Raw genomic sequence first — 21,709 nt, forward strand, 5'->3', positions numbered from 1 at the left:
ACCTAAAAGAGGCAATAATGTCCAAGGCATTAGTAATTATTGATCTCATTGAAGAGATAATTGGTAAAAATGGCTTATCTAATTCGAGTTACCAGCAAACTTGCTCACGTAAAATCGTTGAGAAAGCTAATCGAGCAGCACAATATGCAAGAAACCATCATATTCCAGTGATTTGGGTTAAGGTTGGCTTTTCAGACAATTATCACGATGTTCCTGCTGGCTCCCCGATGTTCCAACAAGCTAAAAAACTTGGAGCCTTGAAACTAAGTGGCACTGGGTGTAATTGGGCTCATGACCTTGAGGTAGCTTTTCGTGATCCGGTAATGATTAAAAAAGGGGTTTCTGCATTTGCAGGAAATCATTTCAATAAATGGCTTACCGATAATGATATTACCGAGTTATTTATTGGCGGAGTTAGTACCGTAAAAGCAATTCAAAGTACTGCACGACAAGCCCATGATTTAGGATATACTGTCACAGTACTCGAGGATTTATGTGCGGCCCCAACGCTAGAACTCCATCAGCAAAGTCTTCAGGCACTAGAAGGCATGGTAACGATTTCTTCAGTTACAGAATTTATGCAATTAAAATAACATTTATATTTCTCATGTGATTATTTCAATTTTTGCAAGTATATCTCCCGTAGCCGGATAGCTAGTTTCCCCGGCTTACCTTCCCCAATTAATTGGTTATTCGCCATAATAACTGGCCAAACTAATGTTGTTGCAGAAGTAATAAAGACTTCTTTTGCTTCTAACATTTCATCAATACTAAATGGCTTTTCAACAATGTCTATTCCTTGTTCCCGAGCAAGTTGTAAAATTGCTTGACGAGTAATGCCTGGTAATATTTCATTATTTAACCCTCGTGTTTGTATTTGGTTCTGATGGTTAATAATAAAACAATTACTGGAACTTCCCTCAGTGACATAGCCATTTTTAACAAATATAGCGTCGTCTGCACCTTGCTGTTTAGCGTATTCTTTTGCCATGGAAGCTGCTAATAAAGCAACTGTTTTAATATCACAACGCTGCCAACGAATATCATCTACAGTTACGACTTTTATTCCATATTTTGAATTCTCATTTTCAACAATCTTCGTCTTTTGTGCAAATAAGACTAATGTTGGCTTCGTTTGTTTATCAGGATATAAAAAACTGCGTTGTTTCGCATTGCCACGTGTCAATTGTAGATATACAAGCCCTTCTTCTATATTATTCTGCTGAACTAATTGAAGATGAATTTGTTTTAATTCTGCTAAATCGTAGGGAAATGATAACTGTAATTCAGCACAAGAACGCTGCAAACGAGCCATATGATGTTCAAAGTCAACTAACTTACCGTTAATTATTGCAGTCACTTCATACACAGCATCCGCAAATAAAAACCCACGGTCAAAAACAGATACTGACGCTTCTTCTTCAGGTAAAAACTGGCCGTTTACATAAGCAATCATGAGCTATATTCCTTTATCAATCAAATCATTACCTAATCTCTTATTAACCATACACCATATTACAAAAATTACCTTTCAATTCTTCACATTTTTTATCTCTATTTGCAGATTCAGGCCCTCTTGTAAGAACCGCGACTAACAAGAAAACAAGCTGTAGCACAGCGACTAAAATATAGTTTAAAATTTAAAATTATTTTTAATATTAACTTGACATTAACATGTGAATAGCTAGAATGCTCTCACGTGATCTGGATCACATTTTAATTTGGAGTTCTCGATGAACAGCATCAAAGAATTTATCAGCAGTGTGCAAGAAGTTGTTGAATTACTATCTAAACGTTTTATGTAAGCAAGTTAATTATCTTTTAGTTAATCAAACCTTTAGTTACCTCATCATTAGCGTTAATTGCATTTATTTTGCACAACGACCTTGAAATCAAGGTCGTTTTTTTATTCAAAAACATTCTCAATAATTTCAGCGACAACAGCTGTACCTAACGCAACCAAGATAAGGTCTCGGCCACTCATTTTCCATTCATAACCGACATAAACAGGTAATTGTGCTAAAAACGCAGAGGGTAACGTTTTTTTTGCAATACCTGGAGGAAGTGGTTTTCCCCTGCTAACTTGTTTTGCAATACCTGGAGGCAAGCCACGATATCCTGTCAATCCATATTCAATGGCCAAAGGCCTTACATTGCCAAAGCTCACATTAAAACTAACATTTGCTTCCCGATGCTTATCGTAATACTTACTTGATTTGACATGCTTTGCCTCTTGATTATTATTTCCTTTATTTGAGTTATCTTTGTTCTGCTTCCCTTTATTTCCATGAACTTGTTGATGTCCTTTGTCGTTTCCTTGGCCTTGATTGCCATTGGGGGATGAATTAGCAAGCAATGAGGTAAAAGCAATAATGGGCAATAAGATATACTGCAAAAGAACAGAACAAATCGGCCTTTTAAATCGGTTCATAATAAATTCCTGCAAAGTTAATATAACATTAGGACATTTTGTAGAACATTATGCTTAGTTATAAAGACTCACAATCAGAAAATACTTATCACACGTAATGTTATGTAAATGTTACTTAATCACTCAAATTAGTGAGCGCGCTCCTTTATAATAGCTCTTATTGCCATTAATATTATTTCCATATATTAGACAATACTTAGAACTAGTAATAAGAATTAAGACGGAGTTTAATGTTGCTCCCCATGAATTTTCGTTGTAAATATGATAAGGTCATTCAGCCTATGATATTTTTATAAACAATTGTTCCTAACACTCTAAAGAAGGAGAAACCATGCAGCAGCAACTGCTAGACTGGGTACGTCAATTCAACCAAGATTACGCTGACCTTGCCTCTTTACTTATGGTGCTCGGTTTAATCCTTATCGTCGCCTGCGTATTACACTTAATTCTACATAAAATATTCCTTCCACAACTCGAAAAACGTGGGCAAAAAAGTGCAGGAACTTGGGTGCATTTAATCACTCAACATAATCTTTTTAATCGCTTCGCATTCGTGATCCAAGGTGTTGTAGTCAATATCCAAGCAACGCTATGGTTACATTCAGGCTCGACTGCCCAAGCCGTTTTAAAGGTTGGCTCACAGGCATGGTGCCTATTATTTGGCTTACTCACCCTTTATTCCGTTCTTGATATTATACTTGGTGTACTTCAACGTGCGGCCAAAACCGCGCATTTACCTCTTAGAGGAATATTTCAAAGTCTTAAACTGATTGCCACAATTCTAATTGGCATCATGATTATTGCACTATTAATAGGTAAATCGCCTCTGATTATTCTCAGCGGTCTTGGTGCAATGACAGCGGTCATGATGCTAGTGTTCAAAGACCCTATTATGGGGTTAGTTGCTGGGATACAACTTTCAGCCAACAACATGGTTAACATTGGCGATTGGTTAGAAATGCCTAAATACGGTGCTGATGGCGCTGTGGTTGATATTGGTTTAACTACGGTAAAAGTGCGTAACTGGGACAACACCGTTACGACCATTCCGACTTATGCGCTTATTTCTGATTCATTCAAAAACTGGAAAGGAATGACAGAATCAGGTGGACGCAGAATAAAGCGTAGTGTCCGCTTAGATGCCAGCAGTGTGCATTTTTTAACTTCTGAAGAAATCGCACAATGTATTAAGGCAAATTTACTTGAGCCCTACATCGAACAGAAAATATCTGAGATCCAAGTCTTTAATTCTAGCCTACCGGATGACAAAGCGGTTCCTTTGAATCAGCGTCGTTTGACAAATATAGGGACCTTCCGAGCTTATATTGAAGCTTATTTAAAATCACACCCTAATATTCACAAAAATATGACGATTATGGTCAGACAGCTAGAATCTGACTCAAATGGTATTCCAATCGAAATATATGCATTTACGAATACAACCGTATGGGTGGAGTATGAAAGAATACAATCTGACATTTTTGACCATATCTTTTCCATCCTTCCGCAATTTAATCTGATGGTACATCAATCACCTACCGGAAATGATGTTAGAATGATAGGCCATTTCCCAGAAAAATAACTAATACTAAGTGATTAGTTAAATTTCCTTATCCATCTACATCTAAAGTAGTATCGAAAGAGGGAGATATCCCTCTTTACGCTTACTTTCCCACCCAGCGTTATATAAAGAATAACATTTCGATAGTTAACAAAAACAAAACTGATCGATGCTCTAACAAACAAAAAACCCTTATAAATTAAATAAATACATTTCCTTTATCGTGGATAACATTGATGTAAGTCATGTAACTCTACAGGATCTTTTTTTAACATATAAAACAAGATAGTAATGTTGTTATTTACATATAGGCAATGTCAATGCATAAAAATAAAATAAATACTCAATTTGGAAAACTGAGCAGGAGGGAGTTTATACAAACCTCTGCAACCGTTGCGGGTGTCGCTGCTGTTGCTGGCTCAATCACTCTACCTTTTGCTGTACAAGCAAAAACGCCAGCAATCATGCCTGACGAAGTCAGCGAAAAAATTAGCTATAGCGCATGCTTAGTAAACTGTGGCAGCCGCTGCCCATTAAAAGTTCATGTGAAAGATGGTGTTATCAGCCGTATTTCCAATGAAACGATGTATGACGACTCAACGTTAGGCGAACACCAAATTCGTCCATGTTTACGTGGCCGTTCAGTGCGTTGGAAAACCTACAATCCAGACCGTTTAAAATACCCAATGGTTCGTGTTGGTAAACGTGGTGAAGGTAAGTTTAAAAAGATTTCATGGGATGAAGCAACAACCATTATCGCTGAAAAATTAAAGTATACGATTGATAAATATGGAAGTGATGCCATTTATTATCAGTATGGCTCTGGGTCAACGGGTGCTAACTTACACGGCCGTGCAGCTTGTAAACGTTTATTAAGCTTAACTGGTGGTTTCTTGGGTGACTATGGTACATATTCATATGCTCAATTAATGGAAATCACACCTTATGTCTATGGTAGCGTAGAAGAATCCTATTTATCTGAAATCCAAAACTCTGACTTAGTTGTCATGTTTGGCCACAACCTTGCAGAAACGCGCATGTCTGGCGGCGGTCAATTCTACGAGACCCTCAATGCGTTAGATAAAAGCAAGGCAAAAGTGATTATCATTGACCCGCGTCGCACTGATAGCGTCACAACGCTTGGCGCTGAATGGATACCAATTTACCCCGGTACTGACGCTGCATTAGTTGCTGCTCTCGGTTATGTCATGATCGAAGAAGGCCTGACTGACGAAGAATTCCTGAACAACTATTGTGTTGGTTGGGATGAGTCTACCTTACCTGCTTCTGCACCACGCAATGCATCATATAAAGATTATATTTTAGGTAATGGGCCTGATGGCATCGCAAAAACCCCAGAGTGGGCGAGTAAATTAACGGGGATCTCCGTCGCACGCATTAAGCAACTTGCACGTGAAATTGGTAATGCCAATAGAGCATGGATCTCACAAGGCTGGGGCTTGCAACGTACCGAAAATGGTGAGCAAGCTTGTCGTTCAATCATGATGCTACCGTTAATGTCTGGGAACATTGGTCGTGCAGGAACGAACACAGGCCTGTGGGGTAATAGCTATGCTTATCCTGTTGCGGGATTTGCTTTACCTAACCCAGTCAAAGCCCTGATCCCAACTTATATGTGGTCAGAAGCTATTGTTCGTGGGAAAGAATTAACCGCAGAGAACGGTGGTATTAAAGGTGTCGATAAACTCAATAACGACATCAAATTTATGTGGTGTTACTCCAGTAATGTCATTGGTAACCAACATGGTGATTTAAACAAAACCCATGAAATACTTGCTGATGAGTCAAAATGTGAGTTCATTTTGGTGTGGGATAACCATGATACTCCATCCGCAAAATATGCAGATTTATTGTTACCGGATGTCACTACCGTTGAAACCAATGATTTAATCAATAACTCCTATGCAAGTGGTGCATACCACTATTTAGTTCGCCTACAAAATGCCATTGAGCCACTGTGGGAAAACCGCCCTAACTATGATGTATTAGCAGAAGTTGCTGAGAAAATGGGGGTAAAAGAACAATTCACAGAAGGCCGTACCTACGCCGAATGGATTGAGTTCTGTTATAACAAAACACGTGAAAAAATGCCTCATTTACCTGAATTCAGCGAAACTGACGGTGCGGGTATTATCGACCGTAAGTTCTTGAACAGTTCAGAAAATATTGCATTGAAGAAATTCCGTGATGACCCAATCAATAACCCATTGAAAACGCCGTCAGGTAAAGTGGAAATCTATTCGGAACAACTGGCTGAGCGTGTTAAAAATTGGGAGTTACCAGAAGGCCAACGTATCCCTGCCCTTCCTGAATATTGCGTCAATAAAGAAGGCGTTGAAGCCCAAGCAAGCCAACAGAAGCATCCGCTATTAATGACGGGCTTTCATGATAAAGGCCATGTGCATTCATCTTATTACAATGTTGCCATGCTCCGTGAAGCCATTCCGCATCAATTTTGGCTCAACCCAATTGATGCCCAGCAACGCGGCTTGAACAATGGTGACATGGCTGAAATATTTAATGATCGTGGCCGTATTCAAATTAAAGTGAAAGTGACAGAGCGTGTATTACCTGGTGTTATCGCTGTTCCACAAGGTGCATGGCGTACTCTCAATGAAGATGGGCTGGATATTGGTGGTTGTATCAACACACTGACCTCTCATGTTCCTTCGCCATTGGCTAAAGGTACCCCACAACATACTAACCTTGTTGAAGTTAAACGCGCTTAAGGAGTTGAATGATGAAACAATATGGCTTTTACTTTGACTCCACAAAATGCACTGGCTGTAAAACGTGTCAAGTCAGTTGTAAGGATGAAAAAGATTTAGATTTAGGTCCAAAATTCCGTCGTGTCTACGAGTTTGGTGGCGGAAGTTGGCAGAAGCAAGATGGTATTTGGCAGCAAAACGTCTTTAATTACTATCTTTCGATTTCATGTAACCATTGCTCAAACCCAACTTGTGTCGCAGGTTGCCCAACCGGTGCAATGCACAAACGTGAAGAGGATGGTTTAGTCGTAGTTGACCAATCTATTTGTGTGGGTTGCCGTTACTGTGAACTACGTTGCCCATATGGCGCACCACAGTTTGATGAGAAGAAAAAACTCATGACTAAATGTGACGGCTGTTATGAACGCGTCGCAAAAGGAATGAAACCAGTTTGTGTTGAATCTTGCCCGCAGCGTGCTTTAGATTTTGATGATATTAATGTTCTTCGTGAGTTACACGGGACAGAGTGTGGTATTGCGCCAATGCCAGACCCAAGCCTGACAAACCCAAATATTGTCATCAAGCCACATAAAGATGCGAAGCCATTTGGCGATAAAAGTGGCGAATTAAAAAACCCTGCGGAGGTGTAAGATGCATGAATTACCACTCGTTTTTTTCACCGTCTTAGGACAGTCAGCTGCTGGGCTTTTTTTACTCGCTTATATCAGCCGTAAAATGGGGTCTATTGACGATAAACAGCTAAAAACTGCCAATATCGTTGCCTTTATTATTATGATAATTGGTTTGGGTATCGGTGGGTTACACGTTGGTCAACCACTACGCTTCTTCAATATGCTACTGGGTGTAGGCCGTTCGCCAATGAGTAATGAAGCGTTCTTAAGTGGCGTATTTGTTGGATGCGCTGCGGCAACGTTATTTTTCACTCTGTTTTTCAAGCATACGTTATTGCGTGAACTGGCAAATATTGCCGCAGTAGTGTCAGGACTCGCATTTGTTTGGTCAATACCTCAAGTGTACAACATCGCCACTATTGCTAACTGGGACACCGGTTATACCACACTGCAAATGTGGATGACGATGTTAGTCGGTGGCGGTGCGCTCGCTATTGCAATTGGTGCGCGTGGCTTAGGTATTGCTTCGTTCTTAATTGGTACTTTCGCTATTTTTGCAAGCCGTGCTGGTTACCAAGCGTTTTTAGCCGAAACCGGCCCCGCTCTTAGCGGTGAGCAAACAGGCTTCTGGGGCTTCCAAGTTGTCGTCTTGGCCATTGCTTTAGCTGCATTTGTTGGTATGACGTTAAAGCAACGCGTACCAAGAGCAACATTAGCAACGTGTGCGGCAGCTGTTTTATTAGCTGAACTTGCAGGCCGTATCGCATTCTATAACTTGTGGCAGATAACCATGTAAGGCATTGTTCTTACTATGTTATAATTTATTATTAAAGAACCCCGTTTGGGGTTCTTTGTTTAGTAATCCCACATCATCCTGCATCGATACAGTGACAGGAAATCAGATAATGATGTCATGCTTTAACGCGAAATAAGACGGATAAAATAATATGATTGATACGACAATGATCCGCATCCTTGGTGCGTTTTTCTACTACCCTCCGCAATCGGACACGTTACGAAACGTCTACCCTGTTTTGGGTGAAATCCCACAGTTACACTCATGGGAAAATCCAGAGCAAATTCAGGCGATTTGTACTTCGTTGTCACAAACACAACCTGATGATATCTCGTATGATTATTCTATCTTATTCGAAGGACAAGGTAGTATGCCTGCGCCTCCATGGGGGTCTGTATATCTGGAACATGACAATTCTGTTATGGGAGAATCAACAGCGGCTTATCGCCATTTTTTGCAAACCAAAGGGTTAGTGACTGACACCGGACTTCGTGAGCCTGAAGACCAATTTGGCTTAATGATGATGGCTGTTTCTGCTTTAGCGGAACAAGAAGACGACAGCGCCATTATAACGCTATTTGAACAACATTTATTACCTTGGGCATATCGTTATTTAGAACTGGTGCAGGAAAGTATAACTGAGACAGCCTTTTACCCTAACCTTGCGCAGATCACTGAAATTTACCTCAAATCACTACAGTTAGAATTAGCATTATCGCCAATCCATGCTGAGTTATTTCGTTAAATGAAAAGCGAAACCAAATGAGCTTATTAAGTAAGATATGGGCTCATTTGGTTTTAACCTAAAAAGAAGAATTTGGCTCTTGTAAAAATGCAATTTCTTCTTGTGTAGATGGCCGACCTAAAATTTCATTACGGTGCGGATAGCGACCAAATTTGTCAATAATCGCTTTATGTCGCATTTCATAATCTAATGTGCCGTCATCACCCAGCATGCGAAAGAGTTCAACGGCCTGTAAATGAATAAAACTGGATTCAGAATGCATAAATGGCATTAAAACAAACTTGCGCTGTGATAACGTCAGGAGGTTATAATCATGTTGCTTAATCGCCTCTTGCGCTAGTGCTAAAGCCATCCCATCTTGAGCAAAAGACTTTGGCGTATCACGCCATAGGTTACGTGAAAACTGGTCTAGAACAATAATTTCCGCTAAACGGCCTCGAATAGATGCCCGCCAATACGCTAATTCACCCTTAGCTGCGCGTTCACAAACATGAGCAAATCGTTGTGCTATCGTCAAATCAAATTTAGCATTTTTTTCAAACCATTGTTTTGGTGTCGATTCCTCAAACCAAAATGAAAGTACTTCTTCCATGGAAGTCATGATTTATTCCTATCAGTTTTCTTATTAGAGGTTGTCATAATCCTAGTTAAAAATAGTCTTAATTGACAGGCTTGAGCTCTAACATCGGTTATTTGTAGATAATTATTTTATTTTTTTGCGATCTGACACCAAAAAACACTCGATATCGATAGGGTTATTTTAATAATATACAGCGTTATTTATTATTAAATTATTTAATTTCTACTTATAATAATTCGCAACTTTTTAATTCATAAAGATTTGCTTTTTAGTGTGAATAAGAGAATTCATTATGTCTAAATACATACATTTGGTTAACTCAATGTTAGAATTTAACTTATAATGTGTGTGAATTAGAGAGCTACTTACAGTCATCACTTTTCAGCGGTTCATATTGGTTCTTATTAAGGAAGGCAATGTAAATGGCAGGACATATGGTACTCATTGGGTGGGCATTATGGGTGAGTCCTTGTGGCTCAGATTCATGTGATGCGTTACCTGTGACTGAAACTATTTTCACACAAGAACAATGTATTAGCCGAAAAGACTACCTAGAATCAAAACGGCCAAATCTCTATTTTCTATGTGGTGAAGTCTACCGCGATAGCAATGAAATGACCGCTGAAGAAAAACATGCCATTCCTGCGCCTCATCTTCCTCTAAGAACATTGCCTGAACGACTTTCTCGTTAGTTTGAGCTAATTCCTTTAGCTCAAACTTAAGCCAACCAAACTAAACAATTTCAGCTATTGGGCTCTCTGCTTCAACAAAATCCCCTTTAATCGCACAGTGTTTCAACGTTCCTGCTCGGTGTGCAACAATTTGAACTTCCATTTTCATCGCCTCCATGACACCGATTATATCCCCTTCAGAAACATTATTTCCGTGAGGGATCAGCCAGTTAAATAATAGCCCAGAGATAGGTGCATTGACCGCATCTGGGTTATGAATTATTTGAGGAGCTGAATGGGTTGCAGCTGAACTATTGACTGAAAAGCCAGAAAACAGTTGTGTAGGTAAACCCAATTCGCAACGCTTTCCATCGATTTCAATAAAAGTGCGTGTCATTTCAGCAGGCGATAGTGGAATTTGCCGTTTTGCGGGTGGAATTTCCACATTAAATTCGGTCTCTATCCAACGCGTATGTACGCTAAAATTATCACAAAAATCAGCTTGTTCCATTACCGCTCGGTGGAATGGTAATACGGATGCAACGCCTTCAATATTAAATTCAGCCAAAGCACGACGTGCACGCAAAATGGCTTGCTCTCGTGTACTACCCACAACAATTAATTTCGCCATTAACGAATCAAAGGTACCCGGTATTGTTGTTCCCGCTGTTACACCACTATCGACACGAACCCCCGGCCCCGTTGGTGCATCAAAAACCGTAATAGTGCCTGGTGTCGGTAAAAAACCATTTCCAGCATCTTCGGCATTAATACGAAATTCAAACGCATGCCCCCGAGGAGTCGGCATCTCATTAATACTTAAAGGTAAACCTTCTGCAATTCGCAATTGCTCAATCACTAAGTCAATACCTGCGGTTTCCTCTGTGACTGGGTGCTCAACTTGTAAACGCGTATTCACTTCTAGAAATGACAACGTGCCATCTTGGCTTAGCAAAAACTCAACGGTTCCGGCTCCCACATAGCCCGCTTTGCGGCAAATATCCGTTGAAGCTTGAATGATTTGCTGCTGTTGACTCTGAGATAAAAAAGGGGCTGGCGACTCTTCAACCAGTTTTTGATTACGCCGTTGTAGTGAGCAGTCACGAGTCCCCACCACCAGCACGTTACCATGCGTATCCGCAATAACTTGGGCTTCAATGTGCCGAGGGTTATGTAAAAATTGTTCAGTAAAACATTCACCCCGGCCAAATGCAGCGGTCGCTTCGCGTACTGCTGAGTGATAAAGTTCTTCAACTTCATGGAGTTGCCAAGCTACTTTTAGCCCTCGGCCACCACCACCAAATGCCGCTTTAATAGCAATAGGTAAGCCGTGTTGATGAGCAAATTCAAGGACTTCCTGTGCACTATTCACAGGGTCTTTTGTGCCAACCACTAGCGGTGCACCGACTTGCATTGCAATATGGCGAGCTTGAACCTTATCGCCTAGTATATCAATGCTGTTTGCGCTCGGCCCAATCCAGATTAACCCTGCGGCTTCAACTGCACGCGCAAATTCAGCCCGTTCAGATAAAAAACCATACCCTGGATGCACCATGGTTGAACCTGACTGCTGAGCGATACTAATCAACTTTTCAATATTTAAATAACTTTCTGCTGGCGAGTTTCCCCCAAGCCCGTAGGCTTCATCAGCCATTGTGACGTGGAGAGCGTCAATATCGCTGTCCGCATAAACCGCAACAGACTGGAAACCATAATCACGACATGCACGGATAATACGAACTGCAATTTCGCCTCGATTAGCAATCAATACTTTATGTTTTTTGTTGTTATTCATTTTCATAAGCACAATGGCTCCCTTGTAGTACTTTAAATTCACCGAGTGGATTAAAACGTATTTTGGCATTCACAGGAATTTGCCCTGCTAAATCCAGATGATATTCACATACCGCGCCAATAACGGGATAACCGCCTGTTAAAGGGTGATCATTGAGAAACAAAACAGGCTGGCCATTTGCGGGGACTTGAATAGCGCCAATGCAAGTTCCTTCGCTCGGTAGCTCCTGTAATTGTTCGCGCTCTAACGGTTTTTCACTAAATAGCCGCAAACCTATTCGGTTTGATGACGCTGTTACTTGCCATAATTGGCTCGTTAGTTGCTCAACAGCTTGTTTTGTAAACCAATCCGCTCGGGGTCCTAATACAACATCCAAAACCACCACGTCGTTTTCTGTTGGGTAATCAAAAGCAGGCGCCTCATATAATGAAACGGCTAATGGAGATGAATTGCTGTTAACCGTGAGTGTTTGGCCCGCCGTGATTGGGGCTGGACCAACTTGCGCTAATGTATCAAACGAGCAGCTCGATAAAATAGGCTCTATATTGAAACCACCTCGGACAGCGAAATAACTACGAACTCCTTTGCTCGGGCGGCTCAGTTTGATGGTGTCGCCCTTTGCTAAATGAATCGGTTGATAAGTGTCAACTTGATATTGCTGGTCTTCTGCGGTGATAACGTCAATAGTACAAGGCGCTCCAGTCACTGCAACAATGAGGTCTTTGTGAACTTGAGCCTTAAACCCACCTTGCGTTATCTCTAAAACGGCAGAATCTGATTTATTCCCCACAATACGGTTTGCACTACGTAATGCCGATTTATCCATACCGCCTGATTCAGAGATCCCCAATGCCGATTGGCCTATACGCCCTAAATCTTGAAATAAAACCTGTAACCCCGTCGCTAAAACTGTTAAATCAGTACTGACATTCTTAGCATTTTTTTCAATACTTACTTTCGCTGGCAAGCTATAGCTAATTTGGCTTTTTGCGGCATCAACAAAGTTGACCCGCATGCCTGCTTGAACGAGTGCAGGTTCAGGTCGATTGATATCCCACATTAATAGTTCAGTCACACCAATTAACTGCCATCCCCCTGGGCTAGCTTGTGGGTAAACGCTGCTAAACTCTCCAGCTAAGGCAACCGACCCCGCAGGGATGCGTACTCTTGGCGATTGACGTCTTGGGACGTTCAGCTTAGCCCCTTTCGAAACCATGTAACCAAAACCTGGGGCAAAACCGCTAAATGCAACCTGAAATTCATTTTCTGTATGACGACGTATTACTTCCGCAGTGGATATCCCTAAATGCGCTGCAACATCGGGTAAATCCTCGCCATTGTAGTGAACAGGGATAGTAACCAATTTACTAGCCTTGCCGACGACCGCCGACACATCTCTAAGTGATATCTTTTCAACCAAATCATTCACATTTGTCTTGATCGGGTTATAGCGAATTAAAATTGTCCTCGCTGCTGGCGTTATTTCGTCAATCCCATAAATTGGCATTTCTGTTAAGGAATCAGTCAATGCCATTGTTTGTTCAAGACTTTCCAACTCCACCATAAAGGCACTTAAATTGACGGGTAAAAATCTCAATTGGCACCTCTATATGTGATATGCGGCATCAGGTACATCTGTAATAAACATGTAACCAGGTGCGTGGCTTAATGCGAATGGAACCCCTGATTTCATTACTGCAGCTTGAGGTGTGACACCACAAGCCCAGAAAACGGGAATTTCGCCCTCTTCAATGCGAACCGCATCACCAAAGTCAGGTTGCATAATATCCGTAATACCTAATTGTTCTGGTGCGCCAATATGAACAGGTGTGCCATGCACGGCAGGGAACCTACCCGTGATACTCACTGCATCAGCCACGCGATTTGCAGGTATTGGTCGCATTGAAACTACTAATTCGCCTTGTAAACGCCCTGCTGGGCGACAAAGACGATTAGTCTTATACATCGGAACATTCGATTTATCCGTGATATGCCGTACATCAATACCGGCTTCAATCATTGGCGTTTCGAATGTAAAACTGCAACCAATTAAAAAAGTGACTAAATCAGGATGTTGTTGATAGATTGCTGTCGCATCCGTAATTTCATCAATTAATTGTCCTTTTTCCCACACACGGTAACGTGGGATATCCGTGCGTAAATCGGCACCTTCAGCTAGGACAGTTTGCCAGCTCCCTGCTTCACATACGTCTAAAACAGGGCAGCTCTTTGGGTTACGCTGAGCATATAATAAGAAGTCAAATGCCCAGTCACGTGGCAACGCAATCATGTTGGCTTGAGTCATACCCGGGGCAAGGCCTGCTGTTGGTTTGTCATATCCTTCACGGATAGCTTGCCGTGCAAGGCGAGCAGCTTCGATGGCCTGCAGTGATGCTTTCATTAGCTGTGTCATTCACGGCCTCCTTTGTGGGCAAAACCATAAATTTCAATACCTTGTTGTTCTAATACGGCTCGCACCTGTTTCGCCATTTCAAGGGCGCCAGGGCTATCCCCATGAACACAAATCGACCCAGCGTCAACAGGTGTAAATTTTCCATCAATCGACATCACACCGCCTTCCATGACCAACTGCAACATACGGTCTGCAACTATCTGTGGGTCATGTAATACTGAACCGGCTAATTTTCGGGATACCAATGTGCCATCGCTGTTATATGCGCGATCAGCGAAGGCCTCGGCAACTACATTTAGCCCACTATCTCGTGCCCACTCAATTATCGGGGCTCCAGCTAACGCCACTAATATCAATCGCTTATCAATGGCTAATATCGCATCAATCACAGCCATTGCTTGGCGTTTATCATGAGCAATCGTGTTATACAATGCGCCATGAGGTTTAACATATAAAACTTGTGTCCCTGCTGCGGTTGCTAACCCTTGTAATGCACCAATTTGGTAAATTACGTCTGCGGTTAATTCATTCGATGCAATATCCATATTACGTCGACCAAAACCCACTAAATCGGGATATCCCACATGAGCACCAACAGCAACCCCATTTTCTTTTGCGGCTTTAAGGGTTTTTAATATCCCTTCTGGTGAACCCGCATGGAAACCACAAGCAATATTCGCACTGCTAACAACAGGCAGAATGTCGGTATCATTGCCCATTTCCCATTGTCCAAAACTTTCCCCAAGGTCACTGTTTAAATCAATCTGCTTTTTCATGATCACTCCTTGAGTTATTTCAGATAATTAAAAATTGTACCGACAGACATTGCCCCCATATACCAAGTGAGTGCACAGGTCACGACACCAGACCATAATAGCCAACGCGGATAATGATAGCCCGACATTAAATCTGAGCGTTTCCAACCGATATAAACAAATAAAGTTAAACCAATAGGTAAAATTAGCCCATTGAAACCACCAGCAAAAACCAATAATGCCGCAGGGGCTGTTCCCATGAATAAATAGACAACCAGAGAAACTGCGATAAATATGATAGTTGCGACATTACGTTGCCTTTCTGTGATAGAAGACTTAAATGCCGTTAAGAAGCTCATTGAGGTATAAGCCGCACCAATTACACTGGTGAGTGCCGCAGCCCATAGAATTAAACCAAAGATACGTAAACCAAAGTTACCTGCGGCAGCCTGAAATGCTTGAGATGCTGGGTTGGCCGCATGACCAGAAATATCAATAGTCACACCACTTGCGACTACACCTAAGATAGCCAAAAACAAAATATAACGCATCAGCCCAACAACTAGGATACCTTTTGTGGCTGCGCTAGAGACAACTTTAATGTTTTCAATACCAACAGCGCCTTTATCTAATAAACGGTGAGCACCTGCATAACAGATATATCCCCCGACAGTGCCCCCAACAATGGTGGTTATCATGGCAAAATCAACTGTGTCAGGTAATACGCTTTGACGTAATGCTTCCCCAACAGGTGGGTTTGATGCAATAGCGACAAATAAAGTTAAGCCGATCATCACTACGCCTAATCCAATAATCAACCGGTCAATAAACGTACTGGCCTTACGGGAGGAAAATATATAAATTGCTAATAATGCGCTAATCAAGCCCCCCCATTTGGGGTCTAAGCCGACTAAGGCATTGAGCCCTAACCCTGCGCCTGCAATATTACCAATATTAAAAATTAGTCCGCCGAAAATAACTAATACCGCTAATAAATAACCACTCCCAGGAATTGTGGCATTCGCAATTTCTGATGAGTGCATTTTAGTCAGGGTAACAACTCGCCATATGTTTTGCTGAACAATGAAGTCAATCACAATAGACGCTAAAATTCCGAAGGCAAAAGCAGCCCCTAATGTCACGGTAAAAGTCGCAGTTTGTGTGATAAACCCAGGCCCAATGGCTGAAGTTGCCATTAGAAAAATTGCGCTTATCAGTGATGAACGACGACTTTTCACATATTCAGCAGTAGTTGGTGCACTTTCATGAGCTGCCATATGCATACTCCTCTAATAGTTATTGTTTTAATTATTGATGTGGTTGTTGATCTAGTTGTTGATGTCACAGTCACTAAGGCAATTATCGTGCCATTGTTCTACTTGTTAGCCGTATTGTTAATTCATTTTTAATGGATTGTTGAACAATTAGTATTGAATGATGAATAAACAATCAATAAAAATCGTAATTGTTCGTTTAAAAATCAAGACGAGATCACTTTTTTAACAATTTTGACTCACAAGCCATATCGCTTACCAAGCAAATTGCACTAAATTGGTGCAATAAATTCTAATTTCACTATTCTTGTGCAAATACAGGGGGGAATGTGGTAAAGAGAAATGAAACTTGCTGCTATAATTTGAATATGTGAATATAGCGGCTCATTGCCTCTGAGACTAAAATTAGCCTTTATTATGAAAAAACAACCTGTTGCCCAAACTTTATCTGTTTCTATTGCAGAAGTTATACGTCATAAGATAACAATTGGGGAGATCACACCAGGTCAACGCTTATCTGAAGCGGCATTAAGTGAAGAACTCGATATTTCTCGAAATACATTACGGGAAGTATTTCGTGTACTCACGCAGGAAGGTTTATTAACTTATGCTCCAAATAAGGGCGTATTTGTCTCAGTACCAGATATGGCTGCCATTATCGATATTTATCAAGTTCGCCGACTTATTGAGTGCGATGCACTAACTCATGCATATGCCATGCATCCATCAGTTCAAAAAATGAAAGATGCAGTTCAAGAAGCTAGAGAACATGAAAAGACAGAGAACTGGGTGGGTGTAGGCACTGCAAATATGAAATTTCACACTGCCATTGTCGAACTATCTGACAGCGAACGCCTAATTAAATTATACCGTAATGTGTCTGCTGAGTTACGACTGGCCTTTGGTCACCTCAATGACCCTAAAATTTTATATGCCCCCTATATTGACAAAAACCATTCTATTCTTAATTTATTAGATTCTGGCAAAAATATAGATGCAGCCAATATGTTACGTGGTTACTTAGATCTCTCTGAACGCACACTGCTCGCAGCATTTAAACGGAAACAATCTGCCGTTTGAGTTGCTTGACGTTTTCTTTTTCATTATTTAACTCACCCACTTCTAACTAATTTCATTATATAAATTTGAGTGAGAAGCCATTTATAGAAATCCTTTAATATTTCAATATCATCCATTCATCTAGCTATATCTAAGTTAAACTTTAATTAACTAATTAAATCTAACAATTTAAATATAAAATCACATTCAGTCGTATATTCGATAAAAATAAAGAGTTGCAGTCTATTTTTCGCTCAATCTAGTTTTGTTTGCAAAAAACAAACAGTGCAAAAACAATACCATTAACAATTTTAGAATATTTATCAGATTTACTTTTAGAAACACCTTGCAATTAAAAATCACTTATTCATTCACACTCCCACCATTTATTTTACATAAATAACCATAATGGCCTTATTTATTAACAAAACAAACACATTTATATAGATCACCCATTGAAATTACTCAAATTAATCGAGTTATTAGTTGTAGTTTTACCGAATATTCGATATAAAATTTATGATAATAAAAACACATACATAAAAATTATTAATATAAATGAGATTTAATTATGACATTAAACCAAGTGACTAAAAAAAAACCGTTTAAATTTGGCCTAGGATGGCAAATATTACTTGCTCTTATTTTAGGTGTTATTGCTGGAGCGCTTTTACATGATAATTCAGAGTACAAAGATTGGTTGATTTTAAATATTCTTTCCCCGGCGGGTAAAATATTTATTCAGTTAATCAAAATGATTGTTGTTCCTATCGTTATATCAACGTTAATTGTTGGGATAGCAGGGGTTGGTAATACCAAACAACTCGGTTCTCTTGGTTTCAAAACTATCCTTTATTTTGAAATTATTACTACAATTGCCATTATCGTCGGTATTTCTTTTGCCAATATATTCCAACCAGGTGTTGGTATCGACATGTCGCAATTAACACAAGTCGATATTTCACAATATGAAAAAACCACTCAAGAAGTTGAAAGCCACCCTTCAGGGATCATTAATACGATCCTAACTTTAGTGCCAAGTAATATTTTCGCTGCTATGGCAAGTGGTGACATGCTGCCTGTCATCTTTTTTGCTGTGTTATTTGGTTTGGGGCTTTCTTCTTTACCTTCTGAGAAAAAACAGCCTCTACTCAATGTATTACAGACTTTCTCTGAAACCATGTTCCGTGTAACGAACATGATTATGATGTATGCTCCAATCGGGGTTTTCGCATTAATATCTGTTACCGTCGCTAACTTTGGTTTCTCATCCTTAGTGCCTCTATTGAAACTTGTTATACTCGTCCATTGTGCAATTCTATTTTTTGCAGTAGTAGTATTAGGATTAGTCGCCCGTTATTGCCGAATAAATATTTTTACTTTAATGAAAATATTGAAAGATGAGTTATTACTCGCTTATTCAACAGCCAGTTCTGAAACCGTACTTCCTCGTATTATGGATAAAATGGAGAAATATGGAGCGCCTAAATCAGTAACAAGCTTTGTTATTCCAATAGGTTATTCATTTAACTTAGATGGCTCAACATTATACCAAAGTATTGCCGCTATTTTTATTGCCCAACTCTATGGTATCGAGCTCTCTATTGGGCAAGAACTTATCCTAGTATTTACGCTCATGATCACGTCTAAAGGTATTGCGGGTGTCCCTGGCGTTTCATTTGTTGTTCTTCTTGCCACACTAGGAAGTGTAGGTATCCCACTAGAAGGGCTTGCATTCATCGCAGGTGTAGACCGTATTCTAGATATGGCACGTACCGCACTTAACGTTGTAGGTAACGCCCTAGCCGCTCTTGTTATTGCCAAATGGGAACATAACTATGACGATAAAAAAGCTCGTGAATATGAAAAAAGCTTTTAGTTTATTCTAACGTAACTCTATATTAGAATAGCCTTCCACTAACATCGTTATTGAAGGCTATTCTATTTTTACGTATTTTACTTAATAAATGACCATATATTTTATTATTTATTAACCACTCATTAACTTAGTTAATTTTACTTATTAAGTGTAATTTATTTCACATTTTTTTAATTTTTTTAATGGAATTTGGTATTTTATAGTTAGTGTTACTACACTATATAAGACTGTTTAATTAGCCGTTTTTATTAGCCAAGCAGGAAACAATGAATCAAATAAGAAGATTTCTTTTGTTTTTAAAGGTGCTCCAACACCTAATGGTAATTTTTATATTTTCATTATCATATTTTATGCTACACAGCTGGTTATAACGAAAAGCCTTATACTAAAAACAACATAATTCTTTGATAAAACGAGATAAATATATGTTTATCTCGTTTTATATTATGAGTTAGAAAACACTATAAGATAAAAATGGTTATCAATAGAAAGCTTACAAGTTCCTTTTCAACCCTCTATGGCATCTGACACTAAAGATAAAACTAGCGATAAAGTGACACTTCACCTTCAGGCCGGGTTTTAAACCGTCGATGAGCCCAAAGATACTGCTCAGGGGCTTTCATTATTTCGGCCTCTAAAACAGCGTTAATCATTGTTGCATCCTGTAATTCATCAGAGCTTGGATATCCTAGTATTTCTTTGCCCAATACTAAATCATAGTTAACCCCACTCTTATTTCTCAATAATGTTACTGTGAGCGTCGGTGATTTAGATAATTGAGCAAGTATTGATGTCCCCTTTGATGTAGAGCTATTTTTGACAGAAAAAAATGGCGCAAATATCGTGCCTTTTCTTCCAAAATCTTGGTCAGGTGCAAACCAGATGGACTTGCCACTTTTCAATTCTTGAACCATAAATTTTAAATTTTTACGATCAATCATTCCTTTGCCAGAACGGCACCGCCCCTTTGTCTGAATATATTCCATCGCTTTATTATTATGAGGTCGATACATCGCATTAACAGGGAAACAAAGGCCCATAATCCGACCACCTAGCTCAAGTGACATAAAATGGACTCCAACGATAATTACACCTTTATTTTTCCCAATAGCATCTAAATAATTAGACATTCCTTTTACTTGAAATAATTTTTTTACTTTTTTATCACTCCAGAACCAGGCGATCCCCGTTTCAAATAATGCGATGCCTAAAGATTTTAGGTTGTCATTTACCAGAGTATCTATTTCATTTTTGTTTTTATTCGGAAAACACAACTCTAAATTTCGCTTAATTATCGACACTCTTCTCTTAATAAAATACCGTGAATTACTGCCTAGAAAAGCACCAAGCCACATTTGCCATTTATAAGGTAATTGAACCAATAAAAATAAGATAAAAACCCCCACCCATGTTACTAAGTACTTCGGATGGACCAATTTCAGTGAAAATGGGTTTTTGGCGTACATTATATCTCCCAATACTTCGCCTTTGCAGAATGCACGCTATTTTAGACAATATTTAGTCTTTTAAATTCAACATGATTACTACAACAAGATGGGCTTTCGCCCACAACTATCTGAATACCCTTACAATGTATCTTCCATTTGAGTAGATAACAGTCGGATAACCTTTTCCAAGCAGTTAAGTAATATTTAATTTTCAGTGTAGCCAATGAATGAATAGCTCTGTAACTTTATTTACCTTTAATCAGAACTATATGCCAGTTAAGCTAAAAACGTAATCACCTAAACAGTTATGAATGGTCAAAATTATCACATATATGGCTTAATTAATCTCATTATTAATGTGTATTTTTGTCATTTTACGGATTATTTTGCTAGTTTTGTCAATTTAGTAGCTATGTTTATTAGCAGTCAATTCAAGTGACCGCCAATAGTTAAGGAAGGAAAGTAGCCTGGATCGCCCCTGAAAATGCAAAAGGAGAAAAAGCGATAGGTGTTGCCCTAAATAATACCACATACATGGTATTGAAACTCTAAATAGGAAAACACCAGCGCTTTGTATTTGTTCATGCAGCAGCGAATCGCCTCACTGAACATGCCATGAAGGTCGACGAGCTAATTTCACACGATGACACCAATATGGCACAACCACTGCTTAAGGCATTGTCATTATGTACATAAATACAAAGAAAAAACCCGCTACATCTATTAAATGTAACGGGTTCTTATTTGGTGCCGGCTACCGGAGTCGAACTGGTGACCTACTGATTACAAGTCAGTTGCTCTACCAACTGAGCTAAGCCGGCTAATATGGCGGAGAGATAGAGATTCGAACTCTAGGATGGTTACCCATCGGCGGTTTTCAAGACCGCTGCCTTCGACCGCTCGGCCATCTCTCCATGGGGCGCGATTATGGAGGAATCCCA

19 protein-coding genes, 2 tRNA genes and 1 pseudogene are annotated in these 21,709 nt (G+C 39.8%); 11 read left to right on the forward strand and 11 right to left on the reverse strand.

Annotation, left to right across the window (positions count from 1 at the left end; genetic code table 11):
* Window positions 1-17: 17 nt before the first annotated feature.
* A complete protein-coding gene (locus PR800_RS13375; RefSeq protein ID WP_210842818.1) occupies window positions 18-593 on the forward strand; it encodes a cysteine hydrolase family protein in 576 nt (191 codons plus the stop codon).
* A gap of 20 nt (window positions 594-613) precedes the next feature.
* On the opposite strand, the gene PR800_RS13380 is transcribed toward PR800_RS13375, so the two are convergent.
* Both PR800_RS13380 and PR800_RS13385 read right to left on the reverse strand, forming a co-directional pair.
* Window positions 614-1,456 carry a D-amino-acid transaminase gene (locus tag PR800_RS13380; protein ID WP_210842816.1) on the reverse strand — a complete coding sequence of 281 codons (843 nt, stop codon included), beginning with the start codon at window positions 1,454-1,456 and terminating at the stop codon, window positions 614-616.
* Window positions 1,457-1,906: 450 nt separating this feature from the next.
* Entirely contained in the window at window positions 1,907-2,431 is a 525-nt protein-coding gene (locus PR800_RS13385; protein ID WP_210842814.1) for an anti-virulence regulator CigR family protein, read from the reverse strand.
* A 331-nt stretch (window positions 2,432-2,762) separates the two neighbouring features.
* Between PR800_RS13385 and PR800_RS13390 the strand changes: the two genes are divergently transcribed.
* The 5 genes from PR800_RS13390 to PR800_RS13410 all read left to right on the forward strand — a co-directional run bounded on the left by PR800_RS13390 (window position 2,763) and on the right by PR800_RS13410 (window position 8,894).
* Window positions 2,763-4,013: a mechanosensitive ion channel family protein gene (locus PR800_RS13390; protein WP_166264607.1), complete on the forward strand. Its 1,251-nt coding sequence runs from the start codon at window positions 2,763-2,765 to the stop codon at window positions 4,011-4,013.
* Between the two features lie 299 nt (window positions 4,014-4,312).
* The gene (locus PR800_RS13395) at window positions 4,313-6,742 is read left to right on the forward strand and encodes a DMSO/selenate family reductase complex A subunit (RefSeq protein WP_102137677.1); all 2,430 of its coding nucleotides are present in this window, start codon (window positions 4,313-4,315) and stop codon (window positions 6,740-6,742) included.
* A gap of 11 nt (window positions 6,743-6,753) precedes the next feature.
* On the forward strand, window positions 6,754-7,371 hold the full coding sequence (locus tag PR800_RS13400) for a DMSO/selenate family reductase complex B subunit (protein WP_125891252.1): 618 nt from the start codon (window positions 6,754-6,756) through the stop codon (window positions 7,369-7,371).
* Between the two features lies 1 nt (window position 7,372).
* A complete protein-coding gene (locus PR800_RS13405; protein WP_102137675.1) occupies window positions 7,373-8,149 on the forward strand; it encodes a dimethyl sulfoxide reductase anchor subunit family protein in 777 nt (258 codons plus the stop codon).
* A gap of 151 nt (window positions 8,150-8,300) precedes the next feature.
* Entirely contained in the window at window positions 8,301-8,894 is a 594-nt protein-coding gene (locus tag PR800_RS13410) for a TorD/DmsD family molecular chaperone (RefSeq protein WP_210842812.1), read from the forward strand.
* A gap of 58 nt (window positions 8,895-8,952) precedes the next feature.
* Here PR800_RS13410 and PR800_RS13415 read toward each other — a convergent pair whose 3' ends face one another.
* Window positions 8,953-9,495 carry a DUF924 family protein gene (locus PR800_RS13415; protein ID WP_102137673.1) on the reverse strand — a complete coding sequence of 181 codons (543 nt, stop codon included), beginning with the start codon at window positions 9,493-9,495 and terminating at the stop codon, window positions 8,953-8,955.
* A 401-nt stretch (window positions 9,496-9,896) separates the two neighbouring features.
* Here PR800_RS13415 and PR800_RS13420 point away from each other — a divergent pair, with 401 nt between their 5' ends.
* Window positions 9,897-10,166 carry a hypothetical protein gene (locus tag PR800_RS13420; RefSeq protein WP_102137672.1) on the forward strand — a complete coding sequence of 90 codons (270 nt, stop codon included), beginning with the start codon at window positions 9,897-9,899 and terminating at the stop codon, window positions 10,164-10,166.
* Window positions 10,167-10,206: 40 nt separating this feature from the next.
* Here the strand turns inward: PR800_RS13420 and PR800_RS13425 are convergent, their stop codons facing one another.
* From PR800_RS13425 to PR800_RS13445, 5 genes are read right to left on the reverse strand one after another with little or no spacing between them, the layout of a single operon-like run.
* Window positions 10,207-11,946 carry an acetyl/propionyl/methylcrotonyl-CoA carboxylase subunit alpha gene (locus PR800_RS13425; RefSeq protein WP_210842810.1) on the reverse strand — a complete coding sequence of 580 codons (1,740 nt, stop codon included), beginning with the start codon at window positions 11,944-11,946 and terminating at the stop codon, window positions 10,207-10,209.
* On the reverse strand, window positions 11,933-13,537 hold the full coding sequence (locus PR800_RS13430; RefSeq protein ID WP_210842808.1) for a 5-oxoprolinase/urea amidolyase family protein: 1,605 nt from the start codon (window positions 13,535-13,537) through the stop codon (window positions 11,933-11,935). Before PR800_RS13430 ends, PR800_RS13425 begins: the two co-directional genes overlap by 14 nt.
* Before the next feature lie 9 nt (window positions 13,538-13,546).
* Window positions 13,547-14,353, reverse strand: coding sequence for a putative hydro-lyase (locus PR800_RS13435; RefSeq protein ID WP_195697386.1), 807 nt, complete (start codon window positions 14,351-14,353; stop codon window positions 13,547-13,549).
* The gene (locus tag PR800_RS13440; protein ID WP_210842806.1) at window positions 14,350-15,129 is read right to left on the reverse strand and encodes a LamB/YcsF family protein; all 780 of its coding nucleotides are present in this window, start codon (window positions 15,127-15,129) and stop codon (window positions 14,350-14,352) included. Before PR800_RS13440 ends, PR800_RS13435 begins: the two co-directional genes overlap by 4 nt.
* A 14-nt stretch (window positions 15,130-15,143) precedes the next feature.
* Window positions 15,144-16,385, reverse strand: a complete 1,242-nt coding sequence (locus tag PR800_RS13445) for an NRAMP family divalent metal transporter (protein ID WP_102137668.1) — start codon at window positions 16,383-16,385, stop codon at window positions 15,144-15,146.
* Between PR800_RS13445 and PR800_RS13450 the strand changes: the two genes are divergently transcribed.
* The 3 genes from PR800_RS13450 to gltP all read left to right on the forward strand — a co-directional run bounded on the left by PR800_RS13450 (window position 16,386) and on the right by gltP (window position 19,320).
* Window positions 16,386-16,517, forward strand: a complete 132-nt coding sequence (locus PR800_RS13450; protein WP_256372923.1) for a hypothetical protein — start codon at window positions 16,386-16,388, stop codon at window positions 16,515-16,517. It begins immediately after the preceding gene.
* A 282-nt stretch (window positions 16,518-16,799) separates the two neighbouring features.
* Window positions 16,800-17,462 carry a GntR family transcriptional regulator gene (locus PR800_RS13455; protein WP_102137667.1) on the forward strand — a complete coding sequence of 221 codons (663 nt, stop codon included), beginning with the start codon at window positions 16,800-16,802 and terminating at the stop codon, window positions 17,460-17,462.
* A gap of 550 nt (window positions 17,463-18,012) precedes the next feature.
* Window positions 18,013-19,320, forward strand: coding sequence for a glutamate/aspartate:proton symporter GltP (gene gltP / locus PR800_RS13460; protein WP_102137666.1), 1,308 nt, complete (start codon window positions 18,013-18,015; stop codon window positions 19,318-19,320).
* Window positions 19,321-19,862: 542 nt separating this feature from the next.
* On the opposite strand, the gene lpxL is transcribed toward gltP, so the two are convergent.
* Entirely contained in the window at window positions 19,863-20,786 is a 924-nt protein-coding gene (gene lpxL / locus PR800_RS13465; RefSeq protein WP_166264599.1) for an LpxL/LpxP family Kdo(2)-lipid IV(A) lauroyl/palmitoleoyl acyltransferase, read from the reverse strand.
* Between the two features lie 438 nt (window positions 20,787-21,224).
* Between lpxL and PR800_RS13470 the strand changes: the two are divergent.
* Window positions 21,225-21,317: pseudogene (locus PR800_RS13470) on the forward strand (hypothetical protein); the annotation flags it as partial.
* Between the two features lie 196 nt (window positions 21,318-21,513).
* Here the strand turns inward: PR800_RS13470 and PR800_RS13475 are convergent.
* Window positions 21,514-21,589, reverse strand: a tRNA-Thr gene (locus PR800_RS13475).
* 5 nt (window positions 21,590-21,594) lie between these two features.
* Window positions 21,595-21,682: transfer RNA gene (locus tag PR800_RS13480), tRNA-Ser, on the reverse strand.
* Between the last annotated feature and the right edge of the window lie 27 nt (window positions 21,683-21,709).

The organism is Providencia sp. PROV205, from assembly GCF_028479505.1.
Taxonomy (GTDB): Bacteria; Pseudomonadota; Gammaproteobacteria; order Enterobacterales; family Enterobacteriaceae; genus Providencia; species Providencia huaxiensis.

Coding starts and splice junctions, on each gene's coding strand:
- PR800_RS13375 (WP_210842818.1), top strand. CDS start 18: ATGTCCAAGGCATTAGTAATTATTGATCTCATTGAAGAGATAATTGGT.
- PR800_RS13380 (WP_210842816.1), bottom strand. CDS start 1,456: ATGATTGCTTATGTAAACGGCCAGTTTTTACCTGAAGAAGAAGCGTCA.
- PR800_RS13385 (WP_210842814.1), bottom strand. CDS start 2,431: ATGAACCGATTTAAAAGGCCGATTTGTTCTGTTCTTTTGCAGTATATC.
- PR800_RS13390 (WP_166264607.1), top strand. CDS start 2,763: ATGCAGCAGCAACTGCTAGACTGGGTACGTCAATTCAACCAAGATTAC.
- PR800_RS13395 (WP_102137677.1), top strand. CDS start 4,313: ATGCATAAAAATAAAATAAATACTCAATTTGGAAAACTGAGCAGGAGG.
- PR800_RS13400 (WP_125891252.1), top strand. CDS start 6,754: ATGAAACAATATGGCTTTTACTTTGACTCCACAAAATGCACTGGCTGT.
- PR800_RS13405 (WP_102137675.1), top strand. CDS start 7,373: ATGCATGAATTACCACTCGTTTTTTTCACCGTCTTAGGACAGTCAGCT.
- PR800_RS13410 (WP_210842812.1), top strand. CDS start 8,301: ATGATTGATACGACAATGATCCGCATCCTTGGTGCGTTTTTCTACTAC.
- PR800_RS13415 (WP_102137673.1), bottom strand. CDS start 9,495: ATGACTTCCATGGAAGAAGTACTTTCATTTTGGTTTGAGGAATCGACA.
- PR800_RS13420 (WP_102137672.1), top strand. CDS start 9,897: ATGGCAGGACATATGGTACTCATTGGGTGGGCATTATGGGTGAGTCCT.
- PR800_RS13425 (WP_210842810.1), bottom strand. CDS start 11,946: ATGAAAATGAATAACAACAAAAAACATAAAGTATTGATTGCTAATCGA.
- PR800_RS13435 (WP_195697386.1), bottom strand. CDS start 14,353: ATGACACAGCTAATGAAAGCATCACTGCAGGCCATCGAAGCTGCTCGC.
- PR800_RS13440 (WP_210842806.1), bottom strand. CDS start 15,129: ATGAAAAAGCAGATTGATTTAAACAGTGACCTTGGGGAAAGTTTTGGA.
- PR800_RS13445 (WP_102137668.1), bottom strand. CDS start 16,385: ATGGCAGCTCATGAAAGTGCACCAACTACTGCTGAATATGTGAAAAGT.
- PR800_RS13450 (WP_256372923.1), top strand. CDS start 16,386: ATGCATACTCCTCTAATAGTTATTGTTTTAATTATTGATGTGGTTGTT.
- PR800_RS13455 (WP_102137667.1), top strand. CDS start 16,800: ATGAAAAAACAACCTGTTGCCCAAACTTTATCTGTTTCTATTGCAGAA.
- gltP (WP_102137666.1), top strand. CDS start 18,013: ATGACATTAAACCAAGTGACTAAAAAAAAACCGTTTAAATTTGGCCTA.
- lpxL (WP_166264599.1), bottom strand. CDS start 20,786: ATGTACGCCAAAAACCCATTTTCACTGAAATTGGTCCATCCGAAGTAC.